Annotated in this window: 11 protein-coding genes; 2 read left to right on the top strand and 9 right to left on the bottom strand. The window is 67.5% G+C overall.

Annotated elements, in window-relative coordinates; genetic code table 11:
* Nucleotides 1–424, top strand: a 424-nt coding sequence (locus ACFFGN_RS08870; protein WP_512700329.1) for an apurinic/apyrimidinic endonuclease family protein, incomplete at its 5' end; no start/stop codon positions are given.
* 188 nt (nucleotides 425–612) lie between these two features.
* Here the strand turns inward: ACFFGN_RS08870 and ACFFGN_RS08865 are convergent.
* The 9 genes from ACFFGN_RS08865 to araB all read right to left on the bottom strand — a co-directional run bounded on the left by ACFFGN_RS08865 (nucleotide 613) and on the right by araB (nucleotide 11566).
* Nucleotides 613–1089, bottom strand: a complete 477-nt coding sequence (locus ACFFGN_RS08865) for a carboxymuconolactone decarboxylase family protein (protein ID WP_380045078.1) — start codon at nucleotides 1087–1089, stop codon at nucleotides 613–615.
* A gap of 371 nt (nucleotides 1090–1460) precedes the next feature.
* Nucleotides 1461–3680, bottom strand: a complete 2220-nt coding sequence (gene yicI, locus ACFFGN_RS08860; RefSeq protein ID WP_380045075.1) for an alpha-xylosidase — start codon at nucleotides 3678–3680, stop codon at nucleotides 1461–1463.
* A 33-nt stretch (nucleotides 3681–3713) separates the two neighbouring features.
* Complete coding sequence (locus tag ACFFGN_RS08855; RefSeq protein WP_380045072.1) at nucleotides 3714–4592, bottom strand: carbohydrate ABC transporter permease; 879 nt, start codon at nucleotides 4590–4592, stop codon at nucleotides 3714–3716.
* Between the two features lies 1 nt (nucleotide 4593).
* On the bottom strand, nucleotides 4594–5502 hold the full coding sequence (locus tag ACFFGN_RS08850) for a carbohydrate ABC transporter permease (protein ID WP_380045069.1): 909 nt from the start codon (nucleotides 5500–5502) through the stop codon (nucleotides 4594–4596).
* Nucleotides 5499–6812 (bottom strand): ABC transporter substrate-binding protein, encoded by a 1314-nt coding sequence (locus tag ACFFGN_RS08845; RefSeq protein WP_380045065.1) that lies wholly within the window; start codon nucleotides 6810–6812, stop codon nucleotides 5499–5501. The genes ACFFGN_RS08850 and ACFFGN_RS08845 overlap by 4 nt, the downstream gene beginning before the upstream one ends.
* A 344-nt stretch (nucleotides 6813–7156) precedes the next feature.
* Nucleotides 7157–7531, bottom strand: a complete 375-nt coding sequence (locus ACFFGN_RS08840; protein ID WP_380045063.1) for a nuclear transport factor 2 family protein — start codon at nucleotides 7529–7531, stop codon at nucleotides 7157–7159.
* Between the two features lie 183 nt (nucleotides 7532–7714).
* Nucleotides 7715–9217 (bottom strand): L-arabinose isomerase, encoded by a 1503-nt coding sequence (araA, locus tag ACFFGN_RS08835; protein WP_380045061.1) that lies wholly within the window; start codon nucleotides 9215–9217, stop codon nucleotides 7715–7717.
* Between the two features lie 25 nt (nucleotides 9218–9242).
* Nucleotides 9243–9902, bottom strand: a complete 660-nt coding sequence (locus ACFFGN_RS08830; RefSeq protein ID WP_380045058.1) for an L-ribulose-5-phosphate 4-epimerase — start codon at nucleotides 9900–9902, stop codon at nucleotides 9243–9245.
* Nucleotides 9899–11566, bottom strand: a complete 1668-nt coding sequence (araB, locus tag ACFFGN_RS08825; protein ID WP_380045055.1) for a ribulokinase — start codon at nucleotides 11564–11566, stop codon at nucleotides 9899–9901. The genes ACFFGN_RS08830 and araB overlap by 4 nt, the downstream gene beginning before the upstream one ends.
* 216 nt (nucleotides 11567–11782) lie before the next feature.
* Here araB and ACFFGN_RS08820 point away from each other — a divergent pair, with 216 nt between their 5' ends.
* A complete protein-coding gene (locus ACFFGN_RS08820; protein ID WP_380045053.1) occupies nucleotides 11783–12874 on the top strand; it encodes a LacI family DNA-binding transcriptional regulator in 1092 nt (363 codons plus the stop codon).
* Nucleotides 12875–12960: the final 86 nt, after the last annotated feature.

Below are 12960 nucleotides of genomic sequence, written 5' to 3'. Positions count from 1 at the left end.
CATCGACCTGAACGGCCAGCATGGACCGCGGTTCGACCAGGACCTGCGCTTCGGCGCGGGCAACCTGCGCGAGGCCTTCTGGACCGTGGACACGTTGCAGGGCGCGTACGACGGCTATGTGCACTTCGACTACAAGCCGCCGCGCACCGAAGACGTCGACGGTGTGTGGGGCACGGCGGCGGCGTGTATGCGCAACTACCTGATCCTGCGGGACAAGGTGACGGCCTTCCGCGCCGACCCCGAGGTGGTTGAGGCATTGGCCGCGGCCCGGGTGGACGAGTTGTCCGAACCCACTCTCGGCGCTGGCGAGACCTTGGCCGACGTACGCGCCGAGACCTTCGACCCCGACGCCCTAGCCGCACGAGGCCTAGCCTTCGAACGGCTCGACCAGCTCGCCATGGAACACCTCCTCGGCGTCCGCTAACTCCACGCCTCCCCAGCCACTCCGCGGCGCCGACCTTCCCGGCGCCGCGGAGTCCTCCCGCCCCGCACAGCCCACCACCTCCCCGGCGTGTCATCGGACGCTTGTTACCAGGCGTGTCGTGGTTCATCGGACCCTTGTGACCACGGGCGGTTTCGCTCCGGTGTGGTCGTACAGCGGTACCTGGCCGCCTAGTGGGCGAACTGGCCGGGTTCGTACGAGCCGGCCGGGTTCTGGACGATGACGTTCAGGCGGTTGGCGGTGTTGATGAAGGCGATCAGCAGCACCAGGGCCGCGAGTTGGTCCTCGTCGTAGTGCTTGGCGGCAGCAGCCCATACGTCGTCGGGCACTCCGCCTGCCGCGTCGGCAATGCGCGTACCTTGTTCGGCCAGTTCCAGCGCGGCACGCTCCGCCTCGGTGAAGACGGTCGCCTCCCGCCAAGCCGCGACCATGTTGAGACGCGTCGAGGTCTCCCCCGCCGCGGCCGCGTCCTTGGTGTGCATGTCGACGCATACGCCGCAGCCGTTGATCTGGCTCGCGCGAAGCATCACCAACTGCTGAGTCGCAGCCGGCAGGGACGTCTCCGCGAGGACCTTCGCGATCGAGTAGAAGTGCTTGAACGCCTTGCCGGCAACGGGATTGGTCATAAGGTCCAGACGAGCATTCATCGTTAACTCCTCGGTGTTGGAACGTGTCCCCCGTAAGGCGCCACGAACTTCCCACCTGTGACACCCCACGCCCGTGACCTGCGCCACCTTCTGCCGTACGACGAATCCGGTCCGCTTCGGCCAAGTGAGCGCGCCACCAGGGGTGGGTGAAATACGACGGTTGCCTGACGTCGTACCGATGCTTGCGTGTTGCGGGAGTGGACGCGGCGGCGGATGGCCGGCGTGGCTCGGCGTCCGCGGCGGGCCGAGGACCAGGTTGGGCTGGTCCACTGGGGATATGTAGGCCGTCTTCTGGAGTCTGCTGGACGTTTCTGGGGCGCAAAAATGTCCAGCAGACTCCTAAAGAAGCCGTGGGGTCACGCGAAGAGGGGTTACGGGATGACGGTGATGGTGTGGGTGGGGGTACCTTCGATGACTGATGTGTGGGCTTGGCCGGCGGTGTAGGTGAGGTCGAGTACGGCGGCGGGGGTGCCGTCGGGGCCGGGGAGGGTTACGCGGGCGGTGTCGCCTTCGGTCGGGTGGTACCAGCGGAGTTCGACGTCGTTCGCCCAGTCGTACTCAGGCCGGTCGTCCACCGAGCCGAAGGCCAGAACGGCACCTTGGCGTACGAAGACCGGCAGGCTGTCGAAGCCGTAGGTCTGGGTGATCCAGCGCGAGCCTTCGACCTGCTCCCCGCTGAGCAGATGCGTCCACGTGCCTTCCGGCAGGTAGAACCGAACCTCCCCGCTACGGCTCATCACCGGCGCGACGAGAATGTCCGGCCCGAGCATGTACTGGCGTTCCAGATAAGCAACCGCCGGGTCGTTCGGGAACTCCAGCAGCATCGGCCGCATCATGGGCGTGCCTTGTTCGTGGGCCTCGGTGGCGACCGTGACCAGGTACGGCATCAGGGCCAGCTTGAGCTTCGTGAAGGCCCGCAACACCTGGACGGCCTCTTCGTCGAAGGCCCACGGGACGCGGTACGAGCCGGAGCCGTGCAAGCGCGAGTGGGACGAGAGCAGGCCGAACGGGACCCAGCGCTTGAAGACGGCGGCGTCGGGCGTTCCCTCGAATCCGCCGATGTCGTGGCTCCAGTAGCCGAAGCCGGACGACGCGAGGGACAGACCGCCGCGCAGGGATTCCGCCATCGCCTCGAAGCTGGACTCGCAGTCGCCACCCCAGTGGACCGGGAACTGCTGGCCGCCGGCGGTCGCGGAGCGGGCGAACAGTACGGCGTCGCCCTCGCCGCGGTTCTGCTCGAGCAGGTCGAAGACCGCACGGTTGTACAGATGCGGGTAGTAGTTGTGCATGCGCTCGGGATCCGACCCGTCGAACCAGACCACGTCGGTCGGGATCCGCTCGCCGAAGTCGGTCTTGAAGCAGTCCACGCCCATGTCGATCAGGGCCTGCAGCTTGCCGCGGAACCACGCGGTCGCGTCCGGGTTGGTGAAGTCGACGATCGCCATCCCGGCCTGCCACATGTCCCACTGCCAGACCGAGCCATCCGGCCGTCGCAGCAGGTACCCGAGCTTCCGGCCTTCCTCGAACAAGGCGGATCGCTGCGCGATGTACGGGTTGATCCACAGGCTGATCCGCAGCCCGCGCGCCTTCAACCGGGCCAGCATCGCGGCCGGGTCGGGGAACGCCTCCGGGTCCCAGGCGAAGTCGCACCAGTGGAACTGGCGCATCCAGAAACAGTCGAAGTGGAAGACGCTCAGCGGCAGATCACGCTCGGCCATGCCGTCGACGAAACCACTGGTGGTTTCCTCGTTGTAGTCGGTGGTGAACGACGTCGACAGCCACAGGCCCATCGACCACGCCGGCACCCGGGCCGGACGGCCGGTCAGCGCGGTGTAGCGGCGCAGTACGTCCTTCGGCTCGGGTCCACCGATGACGTAGTACTGCAGGATCTCGTCCTCGACGCTGAACTGGTTGCGGGACACCACCTCGGAGCCGACCTCGAACGAGACGTGCCCCGGGCTGTCGACAAAAACGCCGTACCCCGCGCTGCTCAGGTAGAACGGCACGTTCTTGTAGGCCTGCTCGCTGGACGTACCACCGTCGGCGTTCCAGATGTCGACGACCTGGCCGTTCTTGACCAGCGGGCCGAACCGCTCCCCCAGGCCGTACACCGTCTCGCCGACACCGAGCGCGAGCTGCTCGTGCAGAAAGCGACGGCCTTCGGGATCGGTGAGCAGGCCGACGCTACGCGCGTCCGAGCCGGTCAGGTAGCGGCCGTCGCGCTCGAATGTGACGTTCCAAGGCCCGTCCAGCGCGACCACCACCGTGAGGTCACCGGTGGTCAGCCGGGCGGTCTGCGGATCGACCTCCACCTTGACCGGATGCTCGTCGCCCTGAGACAGCGCGAACGACGGCCGGGCCGGTACGCCGCCGACGTGGTGCTCGATGCGTACGCCGATCACGTCCGGCGCGGGCGAGGTGAAGGTGATCGTGAACAGTGGCTGGTTCAGGGTGTCACCGCGATCGGTGATCTTCTTCGCGGGGGCGAAGACCGTCAGCTCGCGTTCGCCCGCGTCCACGCTCTCCACGCCGGCGGGCCGCAGCCGGGTCAGGCCGGGGCGGATCTGCCAATACCCGTCGGTGAACTTCATGGGATGGTCGTGCCTTTCGTCGGTACGGGCGGGTTACTTGACAGCGCCCACGGTCACGCCGCGGGTGAGGGTGCGCTGGAACAACAAGAAGAAGATGACCGTCGGCAACAGGCTGATCAGCGCGCCGGCGTTGGTTGTCGTCGCGTCCATCAATCGATCGCCCTGCAAGGCCGCGAGGGCCAGCGGAACGGTCTGGGTGCTGTTGTCGATCAGCATCACCAGCGGAATGAAGAACTCGTTCCAGGTCCAGATGAAAAAGAAGATCAGCAGTACGGAAAGTGTCGGGCGCAAGGTCGGAACCACGACCCGCCACAACGTCGTCCAGCGGCCGGCGCCATCCAGCGCGGCGGCCTCGAGCAACGACTTGGGGAACGTGCCGAGCACCGACGCCAGCAGGTAGGTCCCGAACGCACTCTGGATCACCGTGAAGATGATGATCACGCTCAACCGGCTGTTGTAGAGGCCGGTCGCCTTCGCCAGGTGGTACAGCGGATAGACCAGTGCCTCCTGCGGAATCATGTTGGCCATCAGGAACAACCCGACGATCCACATCCGCCCGCGCACCCGGCCGATCCCGAGCGCGTAGGCGTTCAGCAACGACAGCAGCACGCCCAGGACGGCGACGGCGCCCGAGATGACGATCGAGTTGAGCAGCTTCTGTTCGTACCGGACCTGGCGCCAGTAGTTCGCGAGACCGTCGAGCTGGAACGAGGACGGCCAGCTCAACGGTCCGTTACCCGAGTAGTCGGCGGGCGACTTGAAGGCGTTCAGCAGCATCAACGCGAACGGCACCAGCACCAGACCGGCCGTCACGACCAGCAGGGCCAGCACCAGCCAGCGCATCGGGCCCTTGCGATAGCGGTCCGGGTCGCGCCGGGAGCGCACCGCCCGGGCGGCAGGGATCACGGCCATCTCAGCGTTCCTCCGCGGCTTCGGCTCGCCGCTGGACCCGCAGGAAGGCCAGGCTGACGATCACGATCACCAAGGTCAGGGCGGTCGCCACGGCAGCGCCGTACCCGACCTGCAGTTTGTTGAAGAAGGCGTTGTACGCGAAGTACGACGGCACGGTGGTCGCGTTGTTCGGGCCGCCGCGGGTCAGCGCCCAGATCGGGCCGAACACCTTCAGCGCCGCGATCGTGCAGGTCAACGCGACCACAAACGTCTCCGGCCGGATCTGCGGCAGGGTGATCGCCTGGAAGCGGCGCGCCCAGCCGGCGCCGTCGATCTCCGCGGCCTCGTACAGGTCAGGGTCGACCCGTTGCAGCGCGGCCATGAAGATCACCACCGGATAACCGATCTGCACCCAGATCATCACCAGCATCACCATCGGCAGCGCGGTTTTCGGATCACCCAGCCAGTCGTGGCTGAGGCTTTCCAGCCCGACCGCACCGAGTACGGCGTTGAGGGCGCCTTCGGGGCGGAGCAGCCAACCCCACAGGATGCCGGCCACCACGACCGGCAGTACCTGCGGCAGGTAGAAGGTGGCCCGCAGGAACGAGGCCGCGCGCGGGCCGAACCGCCGGCCGATGACGTCGAACAACGTTGCCGCGAGCACCAATCCGATCACCGTCGGCACGATCACCATCGCGATGACCATCGCCAGGCTGTTCCGGAACGACGCCCAGAACACGTCGTCGGCGAACAGCCGTTCGTAGTTGGCCAGCCCGACGAACCGCGGTGATCCGATGCCGCTCCACTTCGTCAGCGACAGGTAGATGTTAGCGCCGAACGGAATCGCGATGATGGCGGCGAACGACACGGCTCCTGGTACCAGGTACCACCAGAAGCCGCGCTCCGATCGCCTCGGCCTGCGGGCGCTCATCCGTTCTTGATCTCCTGCACGCCCTGCTCGTAGGCCTTGCCGAGGTCGTCGCGCACTTGCTGGCTGTTCTTCGAGCCGTTGATCAGCGACTGACCACCGGCGACCAGGACGTCGTAGTACCCGGCGACCGGCCAGTCCGGGTAGAACGCGAGGCCGTCGGCCTTGGTGATCGCGTCGAAGTTGGCGATCAGTTCCTTGTTCTTCGGGTCCGTCACCTTGGTCAGATCGGCCTTGACCGGCACACCGCCCTTGTTGCCGAGAATGTTCTGGATCTCCGGGCGCATGGTGATGTCGATGAAGTCGTACGCGAGCTTCTTGTTCTTGGAGCTTTCCGGGACCACCCAGAGGTTGCCGGACGAGCCCGCGTTCAGCTTGTTCCCCAGGAAGAGGAACGTGCCCCAGCCGAACTTCTTGATCTCGGTGGAGAACCGCCCGAACCACCACGAACCACTCACGATCATCGGCGACTTGCCCGCGATGAACGCCGTACCCATGTCCTCGGCCTTGAGGCTCGCGGACTGCTTGGAGATGTAGCCCTTCTGGACCCACTCCTGGAACGTGTCGGCGCCGTACTTGATCGGGTCGGCGTTGAAGTCCACCGGCGCCTTGTAGAGCTGATAGTTGTCGACGAACGCACGGTCGCCCTTGGCGAGCGCGAGTTGGTAGAGCAACTGCCCGGCCGGGTACTCGGCGCCGGACATGCCGAGCGGCGTGACCTTCTTCGCGACGAACTTGTCCATCGCCTGGGTCATCTCGTCCAGCGTCTTCGGTACGGCGACACCGTGCTGCTGGAACAGGTCCTTGTTGTAGTAGACCATCACGTACTCGCCGTAGTTCGGCACACCGAACCACTTGCCCGAGCCCATCACGCCCTTGTCGTCGTACCGGGCGGTGGTCTGCAGGCTCGGCGTCAGCGCCTTGTCCCAGCCGCGGCTCTCGGCCTCTTCGGTGAGATCGGCGAGCAGGCCCTTCGACGACAACAGCCCGGCCGTCGCGTTGCCCTTGTTGTACTCCATTACGTCCGGCGCCTGGTCCGAGGCCAGGATCATCGAGGCGTTCTGCTGGATCTGCTCGAACGCCTTGCGCTCGAACTGGACCTGCACGCCCTGGTGCTCGGCCTTGAAGATCTCGATGGCCTTGTCCCAGGCCGCCGCCATCGCGCTGTCGGGGCCTTCGTAATGCCACAACTTCAGCGTGCCGGTACCGGCACCGGCATCCTCCTCACCACCGCCACCACTACAGCCGGCGAGGATCAAGGCGAGCGAGGTCAGCGCAGCACCCGCTGCGATCATTCTGCGGGGAGACCGCATGGCTGTTCTCCTTAAAACGAGTGTCTGCCGGTACTCCGAAAGGTCCGTCGTCGCGTTGCGCGTCGGTGGACCACCCAGCGGCTCCGCGAGGGCTCGTGCCACCCGCGGGTCGGACCCGCTTGTCAGCGCAACATCCCAGCTGTCGCCGAAAGGTTTCGAGGGCACTGTCGAAGCGCTTCGACAAAGCTAGGGGACGGACAAACCACCGTCAATACGTCAGCCCGCGAAAGCCCGTCGTCCTTACCTTGATTCGTCGCAATCCGCCTCCCACCACTGCCGGTCCAGCGGCGGGAGGGCGGATCTGCGACGAATCAACACAAAGACCGACCGCCGTCTCGAGGCGGTCAGCCAGGCTTCTCCACTTCGCGCAGGGCATGCGTGTCGAAGACCAACTGGTCCGACACCACCCGTCCGTCTCTCACCACAAAATGGTCTGCCGCCCGGATGGTGCCCAGCGGGCCGGCGTCCATGTCGTACATCACCACCGCGTGCTCGTCATCGCCGTACGCGGCGATCACTGTCACCGACTGAACGGCCCGGGCGAAACCGCCGATCGCTTCGCCGACCGCCCCGGCACCGGTCAGGGTGATCCTCGGACTCTCGAAGATCACGTCGGCATCCAGCAGTCCGGCCATTCCTGCCTCATCTTGGGCAGCGAAGGCAGCAAGGAAATCCAGAGCGACTCGAACTGCGGACGGAGCTGTAGCGGATGATGTCATGGTTCAATTCCTCGATCTCGATGGTCATGGCAAGGCGGCCGCCTGCTGGTACTGACAGCCGGACTGGCCACAACTCATCGGTACCGAGAAAACTCCCGGCCCTGGCAACCCGAACCAGGGCGGTAATACGACGTCTCCACGCCCTGGTGGGGTGCGCGGAGACGTCGGTTCAGGGGTAGGCCCTCAGAGGGAGTTGGCCAGGCGGTGGTAGGCCTGGTTCCAGCGGATTTCCTTGGTCAGCTGCCGGGTGGTGGTGTCGTTGTCGATGACAAGGAGTTCGGTGCGGACCATGTCGGCCAGGTCGGTCAGTTCCTCGACGCCGATCGCGCTCGACAGCACGGTGTGGTGCGGGGCTCCCGCCATCAGCCAGGACTCGGCCGACGTGCGGAGGTTGGGCCGCGGCTTCCAGACCGCGCGCGCCACCGGCAGCTTGGGCAGCGGCTCGTCCGGCTGGACCACGTCGATCTCGTTCGCGACCAGGCGGAAGCGATCGCCCAGATCGGCGAGGCCGACCACCACGGCCGGACCGGACGCCGCGTCGAACACCAGCCGGACCGGGTCTTCCCGGCCGCCGATGCCCAGCGGGTGGATCTCGGTCGTCGGCCTGGCGCCGGCGATGGTCGGGCAGACCTCCAGCATGTGCGCGCCGAGGATCCGCTCCTCCCCCGGCACCAGGTGGTACGTGTAGTCCTCCATGAACGACGCCCCACCGCTGCGGCCGGCGCCCATCTTCTTGATCGTGGCCAGCAGCAACGATGTCTTCCAGTCGCCCTCACCACCGAAGCCGTAACCGTCGGCCATCAGGCGCTGTACGGCGAGACCCGGCAGCTGGCGCAATCCGCCCAGATCCTCGAAGTTCGTCGTGAACGCGCCGAACCCGCCATCGGTCAGGAACCCGCGCAGACCCGCCTCGATGCGCGCGGCGTACCGCAAGGAGTCATGCCGATCTCCTCCGGCGCGAAGCTCCGGCGCCACCTGGTAGAGGTCGTCGTACTCCTTGACGAGGGTGTCCACCTCGGCGTCGGCGACGGCGTCCACGGCCAGGACCAGGTCGTTGACGGCGTACGTGTTGACCGAGACGCCGAACCGCAGCTGCGCCTCGACCTTGTCGCCTTCGGTGACGGCGACCCCGCGCATGTTGTCGCCGAAGCGGGCCAGTTTCAGCGAGCGCATCGTCGCCTGGCCGACGGCGGCCCGGGACCAGACGCCGATCCGGCGGCCGACCTCGGGATCGCTGACGTGACCCGCGACCGTGGTGCGGGCGACGCCGAGGCGGGTCTGCACGAAACCGAACTCGCGGTCGCCGTGCGCGGCCTGGTTCAGGTTCATGAAGTCCATGTCGATATCGGCCCACGGCAGCGCGACGTTCGCCTGCGTGTGCAGATGCAGCAGCGGGGTCCGCAGCGCGTCCAGGCCGGCGATCCACATCTTCGCCGGGGAGAACGTGTGCATCCAGGCGATCACACCGACGCACTCGGGCGTGCTCGACGCCTCCTGGCAGATCCGGTGAATCGCCTCGGGCTCGGTCAGCACCGGCTTCCAGACGATGTTCGGCTCGATCTGGTCGGACCGGCCGAGCAGGTCGGCGATCTGCCGGGACTGCTCGGCGACCTGCCGAAGGGTGTCCTCGCCGTACAGACCCTGGCTTCCGGTCAGGAACCAGATCTCGGCGGCTTGCGTGGTCATACGGGATCTCCTCGTACTCGGCAGGTCAGCGCTGGCCATAAGCGGTGCGGTATCGCTCGTGCAACCGGTCGATCGCGACCGGGTCGATTCCGACGAGCTCGCCGCCGGCCCGGGCCACGTGCACGGTGCGGGCGACGTCCTCACACATCACCGCGGCCTTGACCGCGGCTTTCGGGTCCGGCCCGATCGTGAAGACGCCGTGATTGCGCATCAGCACCGCCGGTGAGCGATGGCCCTCCAGGGTGGCCACGATGCCCTTGCCGATGTCGTCGTTACCGATCAGCGCGAACGGGCCGACCGGGATCTCGCCGCCGAACTCGTCGGCCATCGCGGTCAGTACGCACGGGATCGGCTCGTTCCGCGCGGCCCAGGCGGTCGCATACGTCGAGTGCGTGTGTACGACGCCACCGACCTGCGGCATCGCCCGGTAGACGTAGGCATGCGCGGCGGTATCGCTCGACGGCGACAGATCACCGTCCACCAGTTCGCCGTCGAGATCGCACACCACGATCGACGCCGGGGTCAGCTCGTCGTACGAGATGCCGCTCGGCTTGATCACGAACAGGTTCTCGCCTTCGACCCGGCCGGACACGTTGCCCGCGGTCCACGACACCAGCTGGTACCGGACCAGTTCGGCATGCAACCGGGCGACGGTTTCGCGGGCGGCTTCCACTGCGCGGCTCATCGGGCCACCTCATTCCGGATCGTGCGAAGACGGTGCAGTACGTCGGTGCTGCCGGGTGCTTGCGCCCCGAAGTGGTCGTGCAGTTCGTGGTAGATCGCGAAGAGCTGGTCGTACCGGTCGGCGCGATCCGCGTCCGGCAGGTACGCCGCCTCGGTCCGGTGGCCCATCGCGGCCGCGGCGGTGGTGATGTCGGGGTAGGCCTTCGCGGCCACCGCGGCGTGAATCGCCGAGCCGAGGGCCGGGCCCTGGTCCGCGCCGATCACCGAGATCGGGCGCCGCAGCACATCGGCGTACGTCTGGAGCAGGAACTTGTTCTTCAGCAGGCCGCCCGCGGCGACGAACTCGCCCACCGGCACCCCGCTGGACTCGAACGCCTCGACGATGGTCCTGGTTCCGAAGGCAGTGGCCTCGATCAGCGCGCGATAGGTGTCCTCGGGCCGGGTGGCCAGGGTCTGGCCGACGATGACGCCGGACAGGTCGTGATCGACCAGCACTGAGCGGTTGCCGTTGTGCCAGTCGAGAGCGACCAGGCCGTGGCGTCCGACCGGCTGGGCCTCGGCGAGGGTGGTGAGGTACTCGTGCACGGTCTGGCCGCGACGTTCGGCCTCGGCGACGTACGCCGGCGGCACGGCCGAGTCGACGAACCAGCCGAAGATGTCGCCGACACCCGACTGCCCGGCCTCGTATCCCCACAGGCCCGGCACGATGCCTTCCCAGACCACGCCGCACATGCCGGGCACGTTGGCCGGCTGTTCCGACGACATCACGTGGCAGGTCGACGTACCCATGATCGCGACCAGCTGACCCGGGCGGACCGCGTCGGCGGCGGCCGCGGTGACATGCGCGTCAACGTTGCCGACAGCAACGGTCGTGCCCTCGGCCAGCCCGGTCCACGCGGCGGCCTGCGCGGTGAGCCCGCCGGCCACGGCGCCCAGACCCGACAGCGGGTGCTCGAGCTTCGCGGTGAAGTCCACGAACCCCGGGTGCAGCGCGGCCAGGTAGTCGCGGGACGGGTACTGCCCGTCCTGGTGGATGCCCTTGTAACCGGCGGTGCAGACGTTGCGGCTCTCCTGCCCGGTGAGCTGCCAGATGATCCAGTCCGCGGCCTCGATCCAGCGCTCGGTCCGCTCGTACAGCTCGGGGTCTTCCTCCAGCAACTGGAGGGCCTTCGCGAACTCCCACTCCGAGGAGATCTTGCCGCCGTACCGCGGCAGCCAGGCCTCGTTCCGCTCGGCGGCGACGGCGTTGATCCGGTCGGCCTGCGCCTGAGCGGCGTGGTGCTTCCACAGCTTGGGCCAGGCGTGCGGCCGGTCGGCCAGGCCGTCGACGTCGCACAGCGGAGTGCCGTCGGCCAGCGTCGGCAGCACCGTGCAGGCGGTGAAGTCGGTGCCGATGCCGATCACGTCACCCGGGCTGACGCCGGCGGCGGCCAATGCCTCGGGCACCGCGTTGCGCAGCACGTCCACCCAGTCCGACGGCGACTGCAAGGCCCAGCTCGGGCCCAGCCTCACCTCGGAGCCGGGCAGGCGGTCCTCGATCACGCCGTGGGAGTAGGCGTGCACCGCCGTGCCGAGCTGCCGGCCGTCGGCAACCCGCACGACCACGGCCCGGCCGGACAACGTGCCGAAGTCGACTCCGACCACACACGCGCGATTAACGTTCACAAACTCTCCCGGGCGAATCTCTGCTGATCTCTGACCTGGACGAACACAGCTCCCGACCGGCGCCACCACGTGGCGACCGGTCACCGGGCTGGACTGTCCGGGATATTGTTAGCGCTAACACTCCTATCCCGCAAGGGCCTGCCGCTGACCGGTTATCAGCGGTACGGCGCCGGCGCCTGGCGATTCCGCAGACTGGAACGACTCCGGTGTATTACCGTGTGGACTCGAAGCGAGCGCTTCCGGGCGGACACCGACGGACCGTCCGATTCCGCGAACGGGGGACTCGGTTTGGCCGTCACCATGCGAGACGTCGCCAAGCACGCCGGGGTGTCCCCGAAAACCGTGTCGAACGTGCTCAGCGGCTTCCCGCACATCCGCGAGACGACCCGGTCCCGCGTGCTCGCCTCGGTGGAGGAGCTCGGCTACCAGCTCAATCTTTCGGCCCGCAATTTCCGCGCCGGCCGGACCGGCATCATCGGCCTGGCGGTACCGGAACTGAGCCTGCCGTACTTCGCCGAACTCGCGGACGCGGTGATCAACGCCGCCGAGCAGCACGGGCTGACCGTGATGATCGAGCAGACCGGCGCCCGGCGGGAGCGCGAGCTGACCGTGCTGTCGAGCGAGCGCGGGCAGCTGGTGGACGGCCTGCTGTTCAGCCCGCTCGCGCTCGGTCCCGCCGACGTGGACCACCTCCGCACCACGACCCCGCTGGTCCTGCTCGGCGAGCGCATCTTCCGCGGCCCGGTGGACCACGTCGCGATCGACAACGTCGCCGGCACCCAGGCCGCGGTGGAGCACCTGATCGCGGCGGGCCGCCGCCGCATCGCCGTACTCGGCGTGCATCCGGGCGAGGAGGCAGGCACGGCCGCCATCCGGTACGGCGCCTACCTCGAGGCGATGGCGGCCGCGGGCCTGAAACCGGCCAAGAAGCTGGCCATGCCGGCCGGGCCGTGGCATCGCTCGACCGGCGCGGACGCGATGGAACAGCTGCTGGCCGGCGGCAAACGCTTCGACGCGGTGATCGGCCTGAACGACACCCTGGCCCTCGGCGCGATCCGGGTACTGACGCGGCACGGTCTGCGCATTCCCGACGATGTCGCCGTCGCCGGATTCGACGATATCGACGAGGCGCGGTACAGCACGCCCACCCTGACGACGGTGGATCCGAGCCGCAAGGAGATCGCCCGGCTGGCGGTCAAACTGCTGGTCGAACGCATGGCCGGGGACCGCACGGAATGGCGCGAGATCACCGCGCCGTACGCCTTGCGGGTGCGCGAATCCACCACCGGAACTGCCGCGAACGCCTGATTTCCCCGATCCAGGTCAGCTCTTGACGGCCGTACGGCGCAGGGGCATCATCCCTGTTTACACCGGTGTAAACGTGTCGTAACGAG

It is taken from the genome of Kribbella deserti, from assembly GCF_042434725.1.
GTDB lineage: Bacteria > Actinomycetota > Actinomycetes > Propionibacteriales > Kribbellaceae > Kribbella > Kribbella deserti.
Note: the sequence above shows the minus strand (reverse complement) of the source record. Positions and strands in the feature narration are given on the sequence as shown.

Bases quoted from the DNA above. Each gene is read 5' to 3' on its own strand.
- ACFFGN_RS08850 (WP_380045069.1), bottom strand. From the start codon at position 5,502: ATGAGCGCCCGCAGGCCGAGGCGATCGGAGCGCGGCTTCTGGTGGTAC.
- ACFFGN_RS08840 (WP_380045063.1), bottom strand. From the start codon at position 7,531: ATGACATCATCCGCTACAGCTCCGTCCGCAGTTCGAGTCGCTCTGGAT.
- ACFFGN_RS08855 (WP_380045072.1), bottom strand. From the start codon at position 4,592: ATGGCCGTGATCCCTGCCGCCCGGGCGGTGCGCTCCCGGCGCGACCCG.
- ACFFGN_RS08845 (WP_380045065.1), bottom strand. From the start codon at position 6,812: ATGCGGTCTCCCCGCAGAATGATCGCAGCGGGTGCTGCGCTGACCTCG.
- yicI (WP_380045075.1), bottom strand. From the start codon at position 3,680: ATGAAGTTCACCGACGGGTATTGGCAGATCCGCCCCGGCCTGACCCGG.
- ACFFGN_RS08865 (WP_380045078.1), bottom strand. From the start codon at position 1,089: ATGAATGCTCGTCTGGACCTTATGACCAATCCCGTTGCCGGCAAGGCG.
- ACFFGN_RS08830 (WP_380045058.1), bottom strand. From the start codon at position 9,902: ATGAGCCGCGCAGTGGAAGCCGCCCGCGAAACCGTCGCCCGGTTGCAT.
- araA (WP_380045061.1), bottom strand. From the start codon at position 9,217: ATGACCACGCAAGCCGCCGAGATCTGGTTCCTGACCGGAAGCCAGGGT.